The sequence below is a fragment of the Streptococcus sp. HMSC077F03 genome, assembly GCF_001812375.1.
Lineage (GTDB): Bacteria > Bacillota > Bacilli > Lactobacillales > Streptococcaceae > Streptococcus > Streptococcus oralis_S.
The window spans coordinates 255,010-275,678 of the sequence record NZ_KV808793.1 but is presented as its reverse complement, the minus strand read 5'-3'; the positions used below and the strand labels follow the sequence as shown (position 1 = coordinate 275,678).

The 20,669-nt window shown below is 39.9% G+C and carries 21 protein-coding genes; 12 read left to right on the top strand and 9 right to left on the bottom strand.

Annotated features, from left to right (window positions below; genetic code table 11):
• Nucleotides 1-5 precede the first annotated feature (5 nt).
• Entirely contained in the window at nt 6-695 is a 690-nt protein-coding gene (coaB, locus tag HMPREF2853_RS06550; protein WP_070535367.1) for a phosphopantothenate--cysteine ligase, read from the bottom strand.
• A 125-nt stretch (nt 696-820) separates the two neighbouring features.
• On the opposite strand from coaB, the gene HMPREF2853_RS06545 reads away from it, so the two are divergent.
• The 5 genes from HMPREF2853_RS06545 to radC all read left to right on the top strand — a co-directional run bounded on the left by HMPREF2853_RS06545 (nt 821) and on the right by radC (nt 8,497).
• Nucleotides 821-1,987, top strand: a complete 1,167-nt coding sequence (locus HMPREF2853_RS06545) for a hypothetical protein (protein ID WP_000345295.1) — start codon at nt 821-823, stop codon at nt 1,985-1,987.
• Nucleotides 1,980-3,455 (top strand): hypothetical protein, encoded by a 1,476-nt coding sequence (locus HMPREF2853_RS06540; RefSeq protein ID WP_070535364.1) that lies wholly within the window; start codon nt 1,980-1,982, stop codon nt 3,453-3,455. The genes HMPREF2853_RS06545 and HMPREF2853_RS06540 overlap by 8 nt, the downstream gene beginning before the upstream one ends.
• A 173-nt stretch (nt 3,456-3,628) precedes the next feature.
• Nucleotides 3,629-5,299: a formate--tetrahydrofolate ligase gene (locus HMPREF2853_RS06535; RefSeq protein WP_000845250.1), complete on the top strand. Its 1,671-nt coding sequence runs from the start codon at nt 3,629-3,631 to the stop codon at nt 5,297-5,299.
• A 183-nt stretch (nt 5,300-5,482) separates the two neighbouring features.
• The gene (gene pcrA, locus HMPREF2853_RS06530) at nt 5,483-7,774 is read left to right on the top strand and encodes a DNA helicase PcrA (protein WP_070535362.1); all 2,292 of its coding nucleotides are present in this window, start codon (nt 5,483-5,485) and stop codon (nt 7,772-7,774) included.
• Nucleotides 7,775-7,816: 42 nt separating this feature from the next.
• A complete protein-coding gene (gene radC, locus HMPREF2853_RS06525; protein ID WP_065371810.1) occupies nt 7,817-8,497 on the top strand; it encodes a RadC family protein in 681 nt (226 codons plus the stop codon).
• Nucleotides 8,498-8,511: 14 nt separating this feature from the next.
• On the opposite strand, the gene HMPREF2853_RS06520 is transcribed toward radC, so the two are convergent.
• From HMPREF2853_RS06520 to HMPREF2853_RS06485, 8 genes are all read right to left on the bottom strand, one after another.
• Nucleotides 8,512-8,994 carry a hypothetical protein gene (locus HMPREF2853_RS06520; protein ID WP_070535360.1) on the bottom strand — a complete coding sequence of 161 codons (483 nt, stop codon included), beginning with the start codon at nt 8,992-8,994 and terminating at the stop codon, nt 8,512-8,514.
• A gap of 24 nt (nt 8,995-9,018) precedes the next feature.
• Entirely contained in the window at nt 9,019-9,708 is a 690-nt protein-coding gene (locus tag HMPREF2853_RS06515; RefSeq protein WP_000743310.1) for a gamma-glutamyl-gamma-aminobutyrate hydrolase family protein, read from the bottom strand.
• A gap of 15 nt (nt 9,709-9,723) precedes the next feature.
• Nucleotides 9,724-10,365: a redox-sensing transcriptional repressor Rex gene (locus HMPREF2853_RS06510; RefSeq protein WP_000653409.1), complete on the bottom strand. Its 642-nt coding sequence runs from the start codon at nt 10,363-10,365 to the stop codon at nt 9,724-9,726.
• An 82-nt stretch (nt 10,366-10,447) separates the two neighbouring features.
• A complete protein-coding gene (locus HMPREF2853_RS06505; RefSeq protein ID WP_000286093.1) occupies nt 10,448-10,663 on the bottom strand; it encodes a DUF4649 family protein in 216 nt (71 codons plus the stop codon).
• 6 nt (nt 10,664-10,669) lie between these two features.
• The gene (locus HMPREF2853_RS06500) at nt 10,670-11,017 is read right to left on the bottom strand and encodes a DUF1831 domain-containing protein (protein ID WP_000863524.1); all 348 of its coding nucleotides are present in this window, start codon (nt 11,015-11,017) and stop codon (nt 10,670-10,672) included.
• Between the two features lie 4 nt (nt 11,018-11,021).
• Nucleotides 11,022-12,137 carry a cysteine desulfurase family protein gene (locus HMPREF2853_RS06495; RefSeq protein ID WP_070535358.1) on the bottom strand — a complete coding sequence of 372 codons (1,116 nt, stop codon included), beginning with the start codon at nt 12,135-12,137 and terminating at the stop codon, nt 11,022-11,024.
• A 9-nt stretch (nt 12,138-12,146) separates the two neighbouring features.
• Nucleotides 12,147-13,106 carry a ribose-phosphate diphosphokinase gene (locus HMPREF2853_RS06490; RefSeq protein WP_001283843.1) on the bottom strand — a complete coding sequence of 320 codons (960 nt, stop codon included), beginning with the start codon at nt 13,104-13,106 and terminating at the stop codon, nt 12,147-12,149.
• A gap of 111 nt (nt 13,107-13,217) precedes the next feature.
• The gene (locus HMPREF2853_RS06485; RefSeq protein ID WP_070535356.1) at nt 13,218-13,787 is read right to left on the bottom strand and encodes a CYTH domain-containing protein; all 570 of its coding nucleotides are present in this window, start codon (nt 13,785-13,787) and stop codon (nt 13,218-13,220) included.
• Nucleotides 13,788-13,915: 128 nt separating this feature from the next.
• Between HMPREF2853_RS06485 and HMPREF2853_RS06480 the strand changes: the two genes are divergently transcribed.
• From HMPREF2853_RS06480 to vicK, 7 genes are all read left to right on the top strand, one after another.
• Nucleotides 13,916-14,587 (top strand): GTP diphosphokinase, encoded by a 672-nt coding sequence (locus HMPREF2853_RS06480; RefSeq protein ID WP_070535354.1) that lies wholly within the window; start codon nt 13,916-13,918, stop codon nt 14,585-14,587.
• A complete protein-coding gene (locus HMPREF2853_RS06475) occupies nt 14,571-15,389 on the top strand; it encodes an NAD kinase (RefSeq protein ID WP_070535352.1) in 819 nt (272 codons plus the stop codon). Before HMPREF2853_RS06480 ends, HMPREF2853_RS06475 begins: the two co-directional genes overlap by 17 nt.
• A complete protein-coding gene (locus HMPREF2853_RS06470) occupies nt 15,386-16,282 on the top strand; it encodes an RluA family pseudouridine synthase (protein ID WP_070535350.1) in 897 nt (298 codons plus the stop codon). The genes HMPREF2853_RS06475 and HMPREF2853_RS06470 overlap by 4 nt, the downstream gene beginning before the upstream one ends.
• Nucleotides 16,283-16,325: 43 nt before the next feature.
• Nucleotides 16,326-17,300, top strand: coding sequence for a phosphate acetyltransferase (gene pta, locus HMPREF2853_RS06465; protein ID WP_070535348.1), 975 nt, complete (start codon nt 16,326-16,328; stop codon nt 17,298-17,300).
• Between the two features lie 82 nt (nt 17,301-17,382).
• Complete coding sequence (gene mutY, locus HMPREF2853_RS06460) at nt 17,383-18,561, top strand: A/G-specific adenine glycosylase (protein ID WP_049549925.1); 1,179 nt, start codon at nt 17,383-17,385, stop codon at nt 18,559-18,561.
• A gap of 57 nt (nt 18,562-18,618) precedes the next feature.
• Complete coding sequence (yycF, locus tag HMPREF2853_RS06455) at nt 18,619-19,326, top strand: response regulator YycF (protein ID WP_000722063.1); 708 nt, start codon at nt 18,619-18,621, stop codon at nt 19,324-19,326.
• On the top strand, nt 19,319-20,668 hold the full coding sequence (gene vicK, locus HMPREF2853_RS06450; protein ID WP_070535346.1) for a cell wall metabolism sensor histidine kinase VicK: 1,350 nt from the start codon (nt 19,319-19,321) through the stop codon (nt 20,666-20,668). The genes yycF and vicK overlap by 8 nt, the downstream gene beginning before the upstream one ends.
• The last annotated feature ends 1 nt before the right edge of the window (nt 20,669 follow it).

The window sequence follows — 20,669 nt, the reverse complement described above, 5'->3', positions numbered from 1 at the left end:
CCTTTCTATGAATGATAGGTTTGAATTTTTTCAAGGAGGAGTTCTGCAATTTCCTCTTTGGTTTGAACAGTTTGAAGATGATCATTCTCAACAAAGATTGCGCGATGCTGATCTGCTGAAATTTGAGTGAGGTCATTTGCGATGATTAAGTCTGCTTGGTTCTTGATAAGACTTTTTCTAGCAATGTCAACCAGATGGTCTTCGGTAACATCAACTAGCAGTTTAAAACCAATCAGATGAATAGCAGGATTCCATTCCTTGACTAGAGAGATGATTTTTGGAGTCTTTTTAAGGAACAAAACCTGAACTTCATCAGTTGAAGAAATCTTAGCTTGATGATTCTGCTTGCTTAAAAATTCTTCTAGATTGGAGCTAGCCTGAACCTCCTCAAGCCCCGTCATATAAACAGGAGTATAATCAGACACAGCCATTGAGTGGATTAAGACCTGATATTCCTTAACAAGTTCTTGCATCCCAACTAGAAGGTCGTTGGTATTATCAATTTCTCGAATGCTTAGGTTGGGATGAGCTTCTGGCTTCAGAGCTCGTTTTGTCGTTATCAAACAAACTTCATGCCCTGCAGCAAGCAAGGTTTCTGTGATGATTTTCCCCAAGCGACCTGTAGAATGGTTAGTAATAGAGCGGACACTATCAATAGCTTCACTGGTACCGCCCGATGTGACTAAAATTTTCATAGCACTATTGTACACAAAAATGATATGCAAGTCAAAGAAAGCATTTAAAAGAAAAATATATTATTATTGACATTTATAGTAATAAATAAGATAATGAATCTAAGTAAATTAATAGGGGTATTATTATGGATTTTTTTAAATTTGCAGACAACATTGCAAAGGAAGCTGGTAAAGTATTGAATGATGTCGGTTCTGCTACTAGCGAAGCTTTAAATGAAGCGAGTAAATTTACTGGAGAAGTTATTACTGAATCTGTAAAAACTATAGGTGAAGTATCAAGCCAAGTTGGTAATGTTGTCTCAGATGTCTCAGTGAAAGCTGTTGGAGTTGCCGGAGATGTAGCACATCAGATAACAAATGTGACTTCTGAAACATTTAACGAAGCTGGGAAAATAGCGAATAATACAAAAGAACAAATTGAATCGGTAGACCTTTTTAATTCTAAACTAAGACAAGAAGCTGTTGATGGATATAATGAAGCTATTAGTTGTTATAATGAGGAAGCTGATAGCTTGGCTAATAAATCAATAGAGCTTTATCAGGTTAGGGATAAAGCTATCAAAGTTGTAAAAATTGTTGAAGAAAGAATTAACAAACTAGCAAATAAACCAAAAGAGTTTGAAACAAAATTAGAAGCAATTGATGTTGAAATTCAGAATTTTGAAGATAAGCAAATTGCTATTTCACAGTCAATTAAGGAAGCTGAATTAGCAAGTGGTAGCACAGCGGCTACGGCTTCACTTAGCGCATTAGGAGTAACAGTTGCAACTTTAGGGCCTACTGCCGCTATGGGTGTTGCAACTACATTTGGTGTTGCATCAACAGGTACTGCAATTTCAAGTTTGACAGGTGCTGCAGCAAATAGCGCCGCTCTGGCTTGGTTAGGTGGTGGAAGTGTAGCAGCTGGTGGCGGTGGAGTGGCAGCCGGTAACGCATTTTTGGCATTGGCTGGTCCTGTCGGTTGGGGAATTGCAGGCGCTATGTTGACCGCTTCTGTTGGCGCTGGTGTAGTAGCTAATAGGAAAAATGAAGAAGTTGCAAAAGAGGCTATAGAGGAACAGAAAAAGGTAGAATTGTTGGCTAGACAACTTAAAGAAAAAGTAATAGAAGTTACGGAATTAATAGAACTAACTGAAAAACAAACAGAAGGAATTTATTTAGCCAATTTATCTTTAACTGGAATGGACTATAGCTTATTTACTGATGACGAAAAATATCAAGCAGGTGCTTTAGTGAATTCAACTCTATCATTGACTGCTATGGTAAATAAGGAAATTAGAATAAATGAGTAACCAGATTATTAATCAAGCTTTTAACCAAGGTATTGGTGCATATGTCAATTGTTTAAATAACTTGAGAATTCAAGATTTACATAATGCTATGAAAATCATAGAGGATGAAGCACGCAGAGTCATCTTAAACAAGGACAATGCCTCAAAGATTTTAAACTATACGAGAGACAATATTGAAGACGTTATTTTAAAGAAGCGTGGAGGAGATTATGGTGGTCACGGCTTTATCGCTGAATTTGCAGAAGCAGGGATTGTAAATGCGAGGAGAGCCATTGAAGGGTTAAATCCTATTGTCGAAGTATTGAATGATAATGGACCAGCCGATTTATTAATTGGTAGAAATACCATTCAAATGAAGTTTTATGGTAATTTACGTGATGAACTAGCTCAATCGTTTCATTACAGTTCAAAAATGAAAATGATGTTTCCAAAAGATCACGTTCAAGTATTTGAAAAAATAATGGCTGGAGCAAAAGAAGTTGAAGTGAATGGCAAGAGATTATCCATTAAACAAATTACGGATATATGCCAAATGATTAATGATATCACTGAAAGCAAGGGACTTACTTCATACAAATATTGGATGAAATCCTCTGCTCTAGATTATAAAGACGCTCAAAAAAATTCAATTCATTCTCTTATAGATTCTGAAGAGAAGAATATTCGTAAAACAGTCAGACTAAAACAAGAAGAATTAAATAAAAAAAGATTAGTGGCCCAAAAACATGCATTACCAAATTTAAAAGAAGCTAACAAGGTTGCAAGAAACGCAGCTTTTTTACAGGGTGGTTTAGCATTAATGTCGACTGTGTATGGGAAATACAAAGAAGGAAAAAGTATTTTTGAATTCGAACAATCAGATTGGTTAGATTGTGGATTGGACACAGCTGAAGGAGTTGTAAAGGGGGCAATATCTGGTTATTCCATTTACGGATTAACAAATGTCTTTGGTATTAGTGCTCCAAATGCTAGTGCTTTAGTTATGGCAACTTATGGAACGATAGACATTATTCTAAAGTATAGATCTACAGAAATAACCCAAGATGAATTTATGAATCTTTTGACATTAAATGTAATGGATGCTTCCTTTGCAACAATTGGTGCTTGTATTGGTCAGATCATGATTCCAATACCTGTTCTTGGTTCTGTAGTTGGTTCAATATCTACTTCAATAATTTGGGAGATAGGTAAGGGAATATTAAATGAAAGAGAACAAAGGATAATTCAAGATTACAAAGAAAATCTGAATAGTTACATAAAAACTTTAGACGAAAATTATCTTGTCATTTACAACGAAATTATAGAAAAGTATAAAAAATTGGGCGAAATACAAGCATATTCGTTTGATTTGTCAATAAATACTAAACTTAGGTTTGAGTACTCTATTGAGATGGCAGAAAGTTTAGAAATTGAAGATAATAAAATTCTCCATGATTTGTCTGAAATTGATAATTTCTTTCTTGACTAGATTATTTTCACATTCTTTATAGTCTAAAACTATAAAGCCATATAAAATTTTTAAAAGGGCTCTAAAAATCTTGAAATTCAGGATATTTACGAACGTTTAGAGAGTTTATGGATGTTAAAAATCTTGTTTTGTGATATAATGAATTATCACATTAGAGGTTAGAGGAGTTTTGAATGAAAACAGATATTGAAATCGCACAAAGTATTGAGTTGAAACCAATCGTTGATGTTGTAGAGAAACTGGGTATTTCTTACGATGATTTGGAATTGTATGGAAAGTACAAGGCTAAGCTCAGCTTTGATAAAATTCGTGCAGTTGAGAGCAATCCAGTTGGTAAATTGATCTTGGTTACTGCCATCAATCCAACACCAGCAGGTGAAGGGAAATCAACTATTACCATTGGTCTTGCGGATGCTTTGAACAAGATTGGTAAGAAAACGATGATTGCTATCCGCGAACCATCTCTTGGTCCAGTCATGGGGATTAAGGGTGGTGCAGCCGGTGGTGGTTATGCCCAAGTGTTGCCAATGGAAGACATCAACCTTCACTTTACGGGGGATATGCATGCCATTACAACTGCCAACAATGCTCTTTCTGCCTTGATTGACAATCACCTGCACCAAGGAAATGAGCTGGGAATCGATCAACGTCGTATTCTTTGGAAACGTGTTGTGGACTTGAATGACCGTGCCCTTCGTCATGTGACCGTTGGACTTGGTGGTCCTCTAAATGGTATTCCACGCGAGGATGGTTTCGATATTACCGTTGCTTCAGAAATCATGGCCATTCTTTGCTTGGCGACTGATATTGAAGATTTGAAAAAGCGCTTGGCTAGCATCGTTATTGGCTATCGCTATGACCGTACACCAGTTACTGTTGGTGATTTACAGGTTGAGGGTGCCTTGGCTTTGATTTTGAAAGACGCTATCAAACCAAACTTGGTTCAGACAATTTACGGTACACCTGCCTTTGTACACGGTGGTCCATTTGCCAATATCGCTCATGGATGTAACTCTGTTTTGGCAACAAGCACAGCCCTTCGCTTGACGGATTATACTGTTACTGAAGCTGGTTTTGGTGCGGACCTTGGTGCCGAGAAATTCCTTGATATCAAGACACCAAACTTGCCAACTTCTCCAGATGCAGTTGTCATCGTCGCAACCCTTCGTGCCCTTAAGATGAATGGTGGTGTAGCTAAGGACGCTTTGACAGAGGAAAATGTAGAAGCAGTTCGTGCCGGTTTTGCTAACTTGAAGCGCCACGTTGAAAATATTCGTAAGTTTGGTATTCCTGCAGTTGTTGCGATTAATGAATTTGTCTCTGATACAGAAGCTGAAATCGCAACCTTGAAAGAACTTTGTGCTTCTATTGATGTTCCAGTAGAATTGGCTAGTGTCTGGGCTGATGGCGCAGAAGGAGGCGTAGCGCTTGCCGAAACGGTTGTTCAGACTATTGCTGAAAATCCATCCAACTATACTCGCCTTTATGACAATGACCTTTCTGTCCAAGAAAAGATTGAAAAGATTGTTACTGAAATCTATCGTGGTAGCAAAGTGAACTTTGAGAAGAAAGCCCAAACGCAAATCGCTCAAATCGTTCAAAACGGATGGGACAAATTGCCAATCTGTATGGCTAAAACTCAGTACAGTTTCTCTGACAATCCAAATGCACTTGGAGCTCCAGAAAACTTTGAAATTACCATCCGTGAATTGGTACCAAAATTAGGTGCAGGCTTCATCGTTGCCCTAACTGGTGATGTTATGACCATGCCAGGTCTTCCAAAACGTCCAGCCGCTCTTAATATGGATGTTGAAAGTGATGGAACAGTTCTAGGCTTGTTCTAGTAAATTGCAATTGATTTAAATGAGTTTGGAAAAGCTTTCCAAGCTCTTTTTCTTATCTAGATATGAGGCGTTGTCTTCAGCTGATGAAAGATTTACCTTCTAGACGCCACCAGTCTAGCTAAAGATATTTTCTCTGATTTCTGATATAATAGAAACATTGACTTCAAGAGTAAGGAAGAGAAGATGAACGCATTATTGAATGGAATGAATGACCGTCAAGCTGAGGCGGTGCAAACGACAGAGGGGCCCTTGTTAATCATGGCGGGGGCTGGTTCTGGAAAGACTCGTGTTTTAACTCACAGAATCGCCTACTTGATTGATGAAAAGATGGTCAATCCTTGGAATATCTTGGCCATTACCTTTACCAACAAGGCTGCGCGTGAGATGAAGGAGCGTGCTTATAGCCTTAATCCAGCAACCCAGGACTGCCTAATTGCGACCTTTCACTCCATGTGTGTTCGTATCCTACGTCGCGATGCGGATCATATTGGCTACAATCGGAATTTCACCATTGTAGATCCCGGAGAACAGCGAACCCTCATGAAACGCATTCTCAAGCAATTAAACTTAGATCCGAAAAAATGGAATGAACGGACTATTTTGGGAACCATTTCCAATGCTAAGAATGACCTAATTGATGATGTGGCTTATGCTGCCCAGGCTGGTGATATGTACACGCAAATCGTAGCTCAGTGTTATACAGCTTATCAAAAGGAGCTTCGTCAGTCTGAGTCCGTTGACTTTGATGATTTGATTATGCTGACCCTCCGTCTCTTTGATCAAAATCCTGACGTCTTGACCTACTATCAGCAGAAGTTCCAGTACATTCATGTTGATGAGTACCAAGATACCAACCATGCCCAGTATCAATTGGTCAAACTCTTGGCTTCACGCTTTAAAAATATCTGCGTTGTCGGTGATGCGGACCAGTCTATCTACGGTTGGCGTGGGGCTGATATGCAGAATATCTTGGATTTTGAGAAAGATTACCCTAACGCCAAGGTCGTTTTGCTAGAAGAAAATTATCGTTCAACAAAAACCATTCTCCAAGCAGCCAATGACGTCATCAAAAACAATCAAAATCGCCGCCCCAAAAATCTCTGGACCCAGAATGCTGATGGTGAGCAGATTATTTACTATCGTGCAAATGACGAACAGGATGAGGCTGTTTTTGTAGCCAAAACCATTGATGAACTTGGTCGAACTCAAAACTTCCTCCACAAGGATTTTGCGGTTCTTTATCGGACTAATGCACAATCCCGTACTATTGAGGAGGCCCTCCTAAAGTCCAATATTCCTTATACTATGGTCGGTGGGACCAAGTTCTACAGCCGTAAGGAAATCCGTGATATTATCGCCTACCTTAATCTCATTGCCAATCTGAGTGACAATATCAGTTTTGAGCGCATTATTAACGAACCTAAACGCGGAATCGGCCCAGGAACCGTTGAGAAAATTCGCGACTTTGCGAATATGCAAGATATGTCTATGCTAGACGCTTCAGCCAATATTATGTTGTCAGGCATCAAAGGTAAGGCAGCCCAGTCTATCTGGGATTTTGCCAATATGATTTTGGATTTGCGGGAACAACTGGATCAATTAACCATCACAGAGTTAGTTGAAGCGGTTCTTGAAAAAACAGGTTATGTGGAAATTCTTAATGCCCAAGCGACCTTGGAAAGCAAGGCGCGGGTTGAAAATATTGAAGAGTTCCTATCTGTTACCAAGAACTTTGATGACAATCCTGATAGTCAGGAAGAGGAAACAGGTTTAGATAAACTCAGTCGTTTCTTGAATGACTTAGCCTTGATTGCGGATACGGATTCAGGCAGTCAGGAGACATCTGAAGTAACCTTGATGACCCTCCATGCAGCGAAAGGACTAGAGTTCCCAGTTGTCTTTATCATTGGGATGGAGGAAAATGTATTTCCGCTTAGCCGTGCGGCTGAAGATCCAGATGAGCTAGAAGAAGAACGCCGTTTGGCCTATGTCGGTATCACACGCGCAGAAAAGATCCTCTATCTGACCAATGCCAACTCTCGCTTGCTTTTCGGTCGTACTAGCTACAATCGTCCAACACGTTTCATCAATGAAATCAGTTCGGACCTGCTTGAGTATCAGGGCTTGGCTCGACCAGCGAATACTAGCTTTAAGGCATCTTATAGCAGTGGTGGGATTGCTTTCGGTCAAGGTATGAGCTTAGCTCAAGCCCTTCAAGAACGAAAACGCAATGCCGCACCAAGCTCTATCCAGTCAAGTGGTCTCCCATTTGGACAATTTGCAGCTGGAAATAAAAAAGATTCGACTGATACAAGTTGGTCCATTGGGGACATTGCACTTCACAAGAAATGGGGCAAGGGTACTGTTCTGGAAGTCTCTGGTAGCGGTGATACTCAGGAACTAAAAATCAATTTCCCAGATGTAGGGCTGAAAAAACTCCTAGCCAGTGTAGCCCCAATTGAGAAAAAAATCTAATTTTTCATCCTTCTCACGAATAATAAAGTGAGGAGGATTTTTATGTACAGTATTTCATTCCAAGAAGATTCACTCTTGCCTAGAGAAAGACTAGTTAAAGAAGGAGTAGAGGCGCTGAGCAATCAAGAGTTGTTAGCTATTTTGCTCAGAACGGGAACGCGTCAGGCCAATGTTTTTGAAATTTCCCAGAAAGTCTTGAACAGTTTGACCAGTCTAACTGATTTGAAAAAAATGACCCTGCAGGAATTGCAGAGTCTGTCTGGTATTGGACGGATTAAGGCCATTGAACTACAAGCAGTAATTGAACTGGGGCATCGTATTCACAAACATGAAACCCTTGAGATGGAAAGTATTCTCAGTAGTCAAAAGCTAGCCAAGAAAATGCAACAGGAGCTTGGCGACAAAAAACAAGAGCACCTAGTGGCGCTCTATCTCAATACTCAAAATCAAATCATTCATCAGCAAACTATTTTTATCGGATCTGCGACACGCAGCATTGCTGAACCACGGGAAATTCTTCACTATGCTTTGAAGCATATGGCAACTTCCGTGATTCTCGTTCACAATCATCCATCCGGCGCTGTATCTCCTAGTCGAAACGATGACCATGTCACTAAACTAGTCAAGGAAGCCTGCGAACTGATGGGAATTGTTTTCTTGGACCATTTGATTGTCTCGCACTCGGATTACTTTAGTTACCGTGAAAAGACGGATTTGATTTAAGATTACACATGATCTTACTCAATCACTTCTAAAACATAGGAATCTACTTCTGTCAAATTGATAACAGGAAGAGGTTTTATCGTGGGTACAAGTAAATTTTCTTGAACGATAAAGTCGACAATTGCATTGAAATCTTCGATTTTATAATATCTTTTTTTATGAATGAGAATATCTCTGTAAAAGTAAAGACTTGAATGAAATTTACTTTTTAGTTTAGCATCTGCCTTTTTACAAAATCGTTTTGCCTTTTTAGACATTTCTTTCAGCTGTTTTTCTTTTTGAGATAGTTTATCGAAATTCTCTTTATACTTAGAAAAAGATTGGTAACTTTCCGCTGTTAAAAGTCTATAGAGATTAGAAAGATGAAAGCAAACACTTATTTCTTTTTCATTATTTGATAAGAAAAGATTAGCTTCCTTTTTCTTATAAGATATGAAAACATTAGCTTCTATATCTCTCAAAATCTCATGAGTAGAAGGTATTTTAATTTCATTCATGATTTAATAACCTATTTATAAGTCCTAGAGTTCGTTAACAACATAGTCAAATAGCGTTTTATCTTTGGGGCGATTTTCAAATAGAAATTCTGGATGCCATTGGACACCTAGATAAGGAAAGCCGTCCGTAGTTGTCACAGCCTCAATGATTCCATCTTTAGGATCATGTGCTACAACCTTAAGATTAGGAGCTAGATCTTTAATACTCTGGTGGTGGAAGGAGTTGATGTGAGAGATTTCTCCATAGATCTCTCGGAGAATCGTATCAGGTTCCGTTACGAGGCGTTGGGTAGTGTATTCGGCTGAACAGTCCTGCCAATGATCCTCGATATCTTGGTGTAGCGTGCCTCCCATGGCGACATTGAAAAGTTGAGTACCCCGACAAACAGAGAAAATTGGTTTCTTTTGCTTAATTGCTTCTTTGATAAGTGCTAGTTCAAAAATATCTCTTTGAAGATGGTAGTCATCGCTGTCAATAGCCTTTGGTTCACCATAGTATTTTGGATCAACATTTTGCCCACCCGTTAGGATGAGCTTATCAATGATACTGATGTAATAGGCAGCCATTTCTTGATCACCAATCGGTAGGATGATTGGAATTCCGCCAGCGTCCTTGACTCCTTCAACAAAGCCTTTCGCTGCATAGCTCATCATGATGTCATCATCTGGATGAGCTTTTTCATTTCCTGTAATCCCAATAACTGGTTTTTTCATAAATGCTTTCGCTTTCTAATCCTCTTTACGCATAAAATAGAGGAGGGTTTGGAGTTCGCTTGTCAAATCGACATACTGAACGACCACATCTTTTGGGAGGTGAAGGTGAACAGGGGAAAAACTGAGAATACCTTTTATACCTGCATCAACCAAAAGATTGGCAACTTCTTGTGATTTAACACTTGGAACTGTTAGGATAGCAGTTTTGACATCTGCTTCTTTGATTTTTTCTTTAATCTGTGAGATACCATAGATTGGAATTCCATCAGGTGTCTGGCTTCCAACTTCTGGATGGTCATCTAGGTCAAAGGCCATGATAATTTTCATCTTGTTACGCTCATGGAAGCGGTAGTGGAGAAGGGCATGGCCCATATTTCCAATCCCAACCAGCATAACATTTGTAATTGAGTTATCATTTAGGAGATCAGCAAAAAAATTCATCAATTTTTTGACATCGTAACCAAAACCACGACGACCTAGTTCACCAAAATAGGAAAAATCCCGACGAACGGTCGCAGAATCGATACCGATAGCCTCTGCAATTTGCTTGGAGTTGGCACGTTCGATTTTTTCTGCATGAAATCGCTTGAAAATTCGGTAGTAAAGAGAGAGTCTTTTTGCTGTTGCTTTTGGAATAGCAGACTGTTTATCTTTCACAAAATCACAACCTTTCTATTCTTCTATTTTATAGAAACATTGTGAAAAAATCAACAAAAACAAGAAAAAACTAAGAAATTTCTTAGTTTTTATCTGAAAAATGGGCTTGTGATAGAAAACGGTAGAGATCGCCAACCAATCCTTGATAAATCACCTTATCATTCAGCGTTAAGGAGCTGATTAGGAGAGTATCAGGTAGGGTCACACAGCCTGATAGAGATAACATGAGCTCTTCGTAATCCTTATATTCAAGTGTACGTTCTACGTGATAGTTATCTTGATAGGTAAGTCGATACATAGCCAATTATCTTTCTTCTTTAGTGAAGATACCGCGTTCTACAAGGCTGTCCATGAGGAAGTAGAACTTTTCCTGATGAATGTGGTGGTCTTCTGATTTAAAGATATTGACCAAACGAAGACCAGACTTGTCAGTGATATTGAGTTTAGCACCTGTAAGGTCTTTATTGATGATGATTTTTAGGTTGAAGCCTTCACCGCTGTTAGGCACTTTCTCAAGCAAACGAGTCAGTTCGAAGTTTCCAACTTTTGTTTCAAAGAAAGTATTATCTTTCAGTGTGAACTTTTTGACAGTTGGGCTAAGTGTATAGTCGTAGCGGCAGTTTTGTAGTTTAATGGTTTTTTCGAATGCCATTAGATTAATCTCCAATAATATTTTTTAAGGTTTGTGCGAGTTGTTTCAGTTCTTCCTCAGTGTTAAGAGGAGAAAGACTGATACGGACAGATTCTGTTAAACGATGCGAATCAGACCCATAAAATGCTTCAAGTACATGACTGGTTTGCACAATACCAGCAGTACAAGCTGAACCGGTAGAAATTGAAATTCCTTCAAGGTCTAACCGTAGCAAGAGCAAATCATTTTTTTGACCAGGAAAGCCAATGTTGACAACATAAGGCAGTTGGTGGTTGCTTTCATTGAGATAGTAGTTGAGACCTGCAATTTCTTCTAAAAAAGTAGCTTTGAGTGTGCTCAGTTTTTGGTAATGCTCAACTTGGTCATTTAAATCCTCTTTGAGAGCAGCGACCATGCCTACAATGGCAGCGAGATTTTCTGTTCCAGCCCGTTTCTTTTGTTCTTGGTCTCCACCGTGAAGGTAGGAATCAAAGTCCGCGGAAGAAGCGTAAAGAAAGCCGACTCCTTTTGGCCCATGGAATTTGTGGGCAGAAGCGCTGAGGAAATCAATTCCTAATTCCTCGGGATGGATAGGAATTTTCCCGATAGCTTGAACAGCATCTACATGATAAGCAGCAGGATGATCTTTTAAAATAAGTCCAATCTCAGCGATAGGTAAGAGGCTACCTGTTTCATTATTAGCATACATGGTGGAAACGAGAATGGTATCGTCACGTAAGGCTTCTTGAATTTGCTGAGCAGTTATTTCTTGATTTACTGGTTGGATGATGGTCGCTTCAAAACCAAAATGTTGAACCAGATAATCGATAGTTTCAAGCACAGAATGGTGTTCAATAGCTGTCGTGATGATATGTTTTCCACGATTTTGATGACGGAGACAATAGCCAATAATGGCTGTATTGTTACTTTCTGTACCACCAGACGTAAAAAAGATATGTTGAGGTTTGGTTCCTAGTAAGTGAGCTAAGTCTTGACGAGCCTCTCGCAAGAGTTTGCCAGCCTGCCGACCATGGCCATGAATACTAGAAGGATTACCATGAGTTTCTTGCATGACCTTGGTCATTTCAGAAATAGCTACTGCTGACATAGGAGTCGTAGCAGCATTGTCCAAATAAATCAAATAATCACCTTATTTCTTTTTGTTGTAAGCAAAGAGTGGGCTGACTGGTTTTCTTTCGTGAATGCGGACGATAGCATCACCAATTAATTCGCTAGCAGTAATGTAACATACATTTTCTGGAGTTCTTTCTTTGGTTGCTACAGAGTCCGTTACAAGGATTTCTTTAATGTTAGTTGCGTCTAGAAGGTCTGCTGCACCTTCAACAAATAAACCGTGACTAGATACCGCATAGATTTCAGTTGCCCCTTCGCGTTCAACGATTTTTGCTGCTTCAGAGAAAGTACGACCAGTATTTAGGATGTCGTCAATCAAGATAGCTTTCTTGCCTTCAACATCCCCAATGATATAGCCTTCGTTACGATCAGAATCGTCTTGGGCGTAGTCAATGATAGCGATAGGAGCATCAAGGTATTCAGCCAAACTACGAGCACGTTTAACACCAGAGTTCTTTGGACTAACAACAACAACATCAGAGCCAAGAAGTCCTTTATCACAGTAGTGCTTAGCAAATAGAGGAACAGTATAAAGATTATCTACAGGAATATCAAAGAAACCTTGGACTTGAACAGCGTGGAGGTCCAGCGTTAGAACACGGCTTACACCAGCTTTGACAAGCATATTGGCAACCAGTTTCGCAGTGAGGGGTTCACGAGAAGAAGCGATACGATCCTGACGCGCATAACCAAAGTAAGGAAGGACAACGTTGATACTATGAGCACTTGCACGTACACAAGCATCAACCATGATCAACAACTCCATCAAGTGGTTGCTAACAGGGTAGCTGGTTGACTGGATGATGTAGACATCGTAACCACGGACACTTTCTTCAATGTTGACCTGGATTTCGCCGTCAGAAAATTGTCGAGAGGATAACTTCCCGAGAGGTACACCAACTGTATCCGCAATCTTTTGAGCGATTTCATGGTTAGAGTTTAGGGTGAAAAGTTTCATGTTGTTTCTATCTGACATTATAGACCGTCCTCTGTAAACTTTGCGAATCTCCTTTGAGAAAGTTCTGTTTTTCAAAGCAAGATTCTTTTATTTTTATCTTTTCTATTCTACCAAAAAAAGGAGATTATTTCAGCTTTTTTTCATGCTTTTAATAAAACGAATTAATTTTGAAGGAGCTTTCTGATAAGTTATGTGATTTTCATCTAAAAATTTCCGAAAATCGGCTTTCCCTTTTTCATGGTCTGTGACTTCAAGCTCGAGTTCATAGTCCGTTTGGTCAAAGTAGTGACTTTCATCTAACGCCATTAAGCCGATTTCTGTTTTCGTTTCATAACGAAGAGTCGAAAGGCAGCCTAAAACAAGCCAGTCATGACTTTCAATACCAATCTTAGCGAGCTTTTCTAGAACGAGCCCTTGAGGTAGTTTTTGTTTTTCTAGGTACGATTCAGCTTCTGGAAGAGTTAGTTTCTGGTTGTATTCCATATTTCCTACAGTTTGAGGTACTTTTAAGGTCAATTCTGCCCAATCTGAAAAGGTGCGAATGCGCATGGCAACCCTCTTTTCACGCAATTGGAAATCTGGTGTGTCAATGTAGTAGTTTTTCTGAAAGACGGGTTGAATATGGGAAAACTGTTTTTTTAGATGATCATATTCCTCTTTTTTCAGAAGTGTTTTCAATTCTATTTCTAAATGTTTCATTTTTTCAACCTTTTCTATATCTTTGAAAGCGATTTATGGTATAATGGATAATGTATTTATTGTATACGAATGTACTGAAAAAATCAAAGATTTTCGACGGAGCAATCAAACATTACAAGGGAGAAAGTATGACCATAGAATGGGAAGAATTTTTAGATCCTTACATTCAGGCTGTTGGTGAATTGAAGATTAAACTTCGAGGAATTCGCAAACAGTATCGTAAGCAAAACAAGCATTCTCCGATTGAGTTTGTAACGGGTCGGGTAAAACCGATTGAAAGTATCAAAGAAAAGATGGCTCGTCGAGGAATTAACTATGCAAGTCTAGAACATGATCTGCAAGACATTGCTGGTTTACGTGTCATGGTTCAGTTTGTTGATGACGTTAAAGAGGTAGTTGAGATTCTACGTAAACGCCAAGATATGAGAGTCGTTCAGGAACGAGACTATATCACTCATCGTAAGGCTTCGGGCTATCGTTCTTATCACGTGGTTGTTGAGTACACAGTTGATACGATCAACGGGGCTAAGACGATTTTGGCGGAAATTCAAATACGGACTTTAGCCATGAATTTCTGGGCTACGATTGAACACTCGCTCAATTATAAATATCAGGGAGATTTTCCAGAAGAAATCAGGAAAAGACTGGAAATCACAGCGAAAATAGCCTATCAACTGGATGAAGAAATGGGTAAGATTCGTGATGATATCCAGGAAGCGCAGGCTCTCTTTGATCCATTGAGCAGAAAACTAAACGATGGTGTAGGAAATAGTGACGATACAGATGAAGAATACAGGTAAACGAGTTGACCTCATAGCAAATAGAAAGCCACAAAGTCAGAAGGTTTTGCATGAGCTGAGGGATAAACTCAAGAAACAACATTTTATACTGAACGATACCAATCCCGATATCGTCATTTCCATTGGTGGCGATGGAATGCTTTTGTCTGCCTTTCACAAGTATGAGAATCAGTTAGACAAGGTTCGATTTGTAGGTGTTCATACAGGGCATTTAGGATTTTACACAGATTATCGTGATTTTGAGCTGGATCAATTGGTGACCAATCTTTTACTAGATACTGGTGCCAAAGTTTCTTATCCGGTCTTGAATGTTAAGGTAACGCTTGAAAATGGAGAGGTGAAAATCTTCCGTGCTTTAAATGAAGCGAGCATCCGTCGATCAGACCGCACCATGGTTGCGGATATCATCATTAACCATGTTCCGTTCGAGAGATTTCGTGGAGATGGAGTGACTGTTTCAACGCCGACGGGAAGTACTGCCTACAACAAGTCCTTGGGTGGAGCTGTCTTGCATCCGACCATTGAAGCCTTGCAGTTGACGGAGATAGCGAGTCTTAACAATCGAGTCTATCGCACTTTGGGATCATCAATCATCATTCCAAAAAAAGATAAGATTGAACTCTTACCGACACGCAATGATTACCATACGATATCAGTCGATAACAGTGTCTATTCCTTCCGTAATATCGAACGGATTGAGTATCAAATCGACCATCACAAGATTCACTTCGTAGCGACTCCAAGCCACACTAGTTTCTGGAATCGTGTTAAAGATGCCTTCATCGGCGAGGTGGATGAATGAGGTTCGAATTTATCGCAGATGAGCACGTCAAAGTCAAAACCTTCCTAAAGAAACACGAGGTTTCCAAGGGACTTTTGGCCAAGATTAAGTTTCGAGGCGGGGCTATTCTGGTCAATGACCAACCTCAAAATGCGACTTATCTCTTAGATATTGGAGACAGGGTGACTATTGATATCCCTGCAGAGGAAGGGTTTGAGAGCCTTGAAGCTATTGATCGACCACTCGATATCTTGTATGAGGATGACCATTTTCTGGTTTTGAATAAGCCTTATGGAGTAGCTTCCATCCCCAGTGTCAATCATTCCAATACCATTGCTAATTTTATCAAGGGCTACTATGTTAAGCAAGAATATGAAAACCAGCAGGTTCATATCGTGACCAGACTAGATCGGGATACATCTGGTTTGATGCTCTTTGCTAAGCACGGTTATGCTCATGCACGATTAGACAAGCAACTGCAACGAAAGTCTATCGAAAAACGTTACTTTGCCTTGGTTAAGGGCAATGGGGATTTGGAACCAGAAGGGGAGATTATCGCCCCGATTGCTCGTGATGTGAACTCCATTATCACGAGAAGGGTTGCAAAGGGTGGAAAATATGCCCATACCTCTTACAAAGTTGTAGCGTCTTATGGAGATGTTCACTTGGTCGATATTCAACTGCATACTGGACGAACTCATCAGATCCGAGTACATTTCTCTCATATTGGTTTCCCCTTGTTGGGAGATGATCTCTATGGTGGCAGCCTAGACGACGGCATTCAACGACAGGCCTTGCATTGCCATTTCTTATCATTTTATCATCCCTTCTTGGAGCGTCAGCTAGAGCTCGAAAGCCCCTTGCCAGATGATTTTAACAATCTTATTACTCAGTTATCAACTAATACTCTTTAAAATCTATTTTGAGTATAATTAATTTTATTAAAGGAGAAAACTCATGGAAGTTTTTGAAAGTCTCAAAGCCAACCTGGTTGGTAAAAATGTACGCATCGTTCTCCCTGAAGGGAAAGAACCTCGTATCCTTCAAGCGACAAAACGTTTGGTTAAAGAAACAGATGTCATCCCAGTATTGCTTGGTAAACCTGAAAAAATTAAAATTTATCTTGAAATCGAAGGGATCATGGATGGTTATGAAGTAATTGATCCCCAACACTATCCTCAATTTGATGAAATGGTTGCTGCCTTAGTAGAGCGTCGTAAGGGCAAAATGACTGAAGAAGAAGCGCGTAAAGTTTTGGTTGAAGACGTCAACTACTTTGGTGTGATGCTAGTCTACTTGGGCTTGGTTGACGGTATGGTATCTGGTGCGATTCACTCAACTGCTTCAACAGTTCGTCCAGCCCTTCAAATCATTAAAACTCGTCCTAATGTTACTCGTACTTCAGGTGCCTTCTTGATGACTCGTGGTTCAGAACGTTATCTTTTCGGAGACTGTGCGATCAACATTAATCCTGATGCTGATAACTTAGCTGAAATTGCTATCAACTCGGCTATTACAGCTAAAATGTTTGGTATCGAACCCAAAATTGCTATGTTGAGCTATTCAAGTAAAGGTTCTGGTTTTGGTGAGAACGTTGATAAGGTAGTAGCAGCTACACAACTTGCGCACGAACTACGTCCAGATCTTGAAATAGATGGGGAATTGCAATTTGATGCGGCCTTCCACCCTGAAACGGCAGCTTTGAAAGCTCCAGGAAGTAAAGTAGCTGGACAAGCAACTGTATTCATCTTCCCAAGTATAGAAGCTGGAAATATCGGTTACAAGATTGCAGAACGTCTCGGTGGTTTCTCGGCTGTAGGTCCTGTTTTACAAGGTTTGAATAAGCCAGTTAATGACCTTTCACGTGGATGTAGCTCAGATGATGTATATAATCTTACACTAATTACTGCAGCTCAAGCGGTTCATCAATAAGAAATAGGCCTCTTTCCTTTAGGAAGAGGCTTTTTAGCGCTAAGAAAAGGACAGTTAGAAGCTTCTATGTTATACTAGATATATGTTAGATTTGAAAGAATACGGTGTTGACATGTGGCCAGAGGAGAAGATTTCCTCTTTCCGTGAGAAACTCCTCAACTGGTACGATGAAAACAAACGGGATTTACCCTGGCGAAGAAGTAAAAATCCTTATCACATCTGGGTTTCTGAAATCATGCTGCAGCAGACTAGGGTAGATACGGTTATTCCCTACTATGAACGATTCTTGGACTGGTTTCCAACTGTTGAAAGTCTGGCGAATGCCCCTGAAGAGCGTCTGCTGAAGGCTTGGGAAGGTTTGGGTTATTATTCTCGAGTGCGCAATATGCAGGCTGCAGCTCAGCAGATTATGACTGACTTTGGGGGGCAATTTCCAAATACCTATGAAGGAATATCTTGCCTGAAAGGGATTGGCCCTTACACTGCGGGAGCTATTTCCAGTATCGCTTTTAATTTGCCTGATCCAGCGGTCGATGGCAATGTCATGCGAGTTTTGGCACGCTTGTTTGAGGTTAATCATGATATCGGAGTTCCCAGCAATCGAAAGATTTTCCAAGCTATGATGGAAATCTTGATTGACCCGAAACGACCAGGCGATTTTAACCAAGCTCTGATGGATTTAGGTTCTGACATAGAGGCTCCAGTTAATCCTCGACCTGAAGAAAGCCCTATTAGAGACTTTAGCGCAGCCTATCAGAAGGGAACCATGGATCGATATCCGATTAAAGAACCTAAGAAAAAACCTCTTCCAATTTATCTCAAGGCTTTGGTTGTGCGCAATGATAGAGGTCAATATTTACTAGAGAAAAATGAAAGCGAAAAACTGCTAGCTGGATTTTGGCATTTCCCCTTGATTGAAGTCGAAGAATTTTCTAGAGAAGATGATCAGTTAGATCTTTTTTCTCAAGTCAAAGAGGTAAGCAGTGCATTTGGACCAAGCCCCCAAGAAAGTTTTGAGCAGGATTATGATTTGGAGGTTGATTGGTCCCATCAAGTTTTTGAACAAGTCAAGCATGTCTTTAGTCATCGTAAATGGCATATTCAAATCCTATCAGGTCAGGTGACAGGATTAAAACAGTTCTCCGACAGAGAAATTCGCTGGCTATCCCCTAAAGAGTTTGCTGACTACCCCCTCGCTAAACCTCAACAAAAGATTTGGCAGGCTTATAAAACAGTTCTTGGAGATGGGGACTGGGATTAGCCATTTGTGTCTTCTTTCCATTTTTTTGTTATAATAGAAAAAGAAAAAGGTGATCTTATGAAAAAAATATTAATTGTAGATGATGAGAAACCAATCTCAGATATTATTAAGTTCAATATGACCAAAGAAGGCTACGAAGTTGTAACAGCCTTTAACGGTCGTGAGGCAATCGAGCTATTTGAAGCTGAGCAACCCGACATTATTATCCTCGACTTGATGCTCCCAGAAATCGATGGTTTAGAAGTAGCCAAAGCCATTCGTAAGACCAGTAGTGTTCCTATCATCATGCTTTCAGCTAAGGATAGCGAGTTTGACAAGGTTATCGGTTTGGAACTAGGTGCAGATGATTATGTCACAAAGCCCTTCTCAAATCGTGAGTTGCAGGCGCGTGTCAAGGCTTTACTTCGCCGTACCGACTTGGTTTCAGTTGATAGTCAAGAGTCTGATGAAAAGAAATCCCAGCCACTTCAGATTGGTGATTTGGAAATTGTCCCAGACGCTTACGTGGCCAAAAAATACGGTGAGGAATTAGATTTGACCCACCGTGAGTTTGAGCTCTTATATCACTTGGCTTCCCATATTGGACAAGTGATTACGCGTGAACACTTGCTTGAGACTGTTTGGGGTTATGATTATTTTGGTGATGTTCGTACAGTGGATGTGACCATTAGACGTTTGCGTGAAAAAATTGAAGATACTCCAAGCCGTCCAGAGTATATCCTCACCCGTCGTGGTGTTGGCTACTATATGAGAAATAATGATTGAAGATATTAGACAAACTATTCTGACCAGTGATTTTATCTTTATCTTGATTTTACTTGGCTTTATCTTGGTGGTGACCTTGCTGTTACTGGAAAATCGTCGAGATAATATCCGTCTCAAAGAGATAAATCAAAAGGTTAAGGACTTGATTGCAGGTGATTATTCTCAAGTTTTGGACTTACAAGGCAGTACAGAAATCACCAATATTAGCAATAACCTCAATGATTTGTCAGAAGTTATTCGTTTGACCCAAGAAAATCTGGAACAAGAGAGTAAAAGACTGCATAGTATTCTTTCTTACATGACAGATGGAGTGCTTGCGACCAATCGCCGTGGTCAAATTACCATGATTAATGACATGGCTAAGAAACAATTAGGTGTGCAGAAAGAAGATGTCCTTAACAAAAGCATTTTAGAATTGCTTAAGATAGAGGATGATTATGAACTGCGTGACCTGATTACACAGATTCCTGAGTTGACGATTGACTCCCAGGATGTAAATGGGGAATACCTAAGCCTTCGTGTACGTTTTGCTCTGGTTCGTCGTGAGTCAGGTTTCATCTCTGGTTTGGTTGCTGTTTTACATGATACGACCGAGCAGGAGAAGGAAGAGCGTGAGCGAAGACTCTTTGTTTCGAACGTGAGTCACGAGTTGCGAACTCCTTTGACCAGTGTTAAATCTTATCTTGAAGCCTTGGACGAGGGAGCCCTGTATGATCCTGTTGCTCCTGATTTTATCAAGGTTTCACTCGATGAAACCAACCGTATGATGCGGATGGTGACAGATCTCTTGCATCTCTCTCGTATTGATAATACGACAAGTCAGCTAGATGTGGAATTGATTAATTTTACAGCATTCATCACCTTTATTCTCAACCGATTTGATAAGATGAGAAGTCAGGATGACGAGAAAAAATATGAACTTGTTAGAGATTACCCTATTAATTCAGTTTGGATCGAGATTGATACCGATAAGATGACTCAGGTGATTGATAATATTCTTAACAATGCCATCAAGTACTCACCAGATGGTGGGAAAATCACTGTTAGCATGAAGACCACTGATGACCAGATGATTTTATCCATCAAAGACCAAGGTCTAGGTATTCCAAAGCAAGATTTGCCGAAGATCTTTGACCGATTCTACCGTGTGGATCGTGCAAGAAGTCGGGCTCAAGGTGGAACCGGTCTAGGTCTGGCTATCGCAAAAGAAATCATCAAACAACACAATGGCTTTATATGGGCCAAAAGTGAATACGGTAAGGGCTCAACCTTTACAATAGTGCTCCCTTATGATAAGGATGCCGTAAAAGAAGAAATATGGGAGGACGAAATAGAAGACTAGA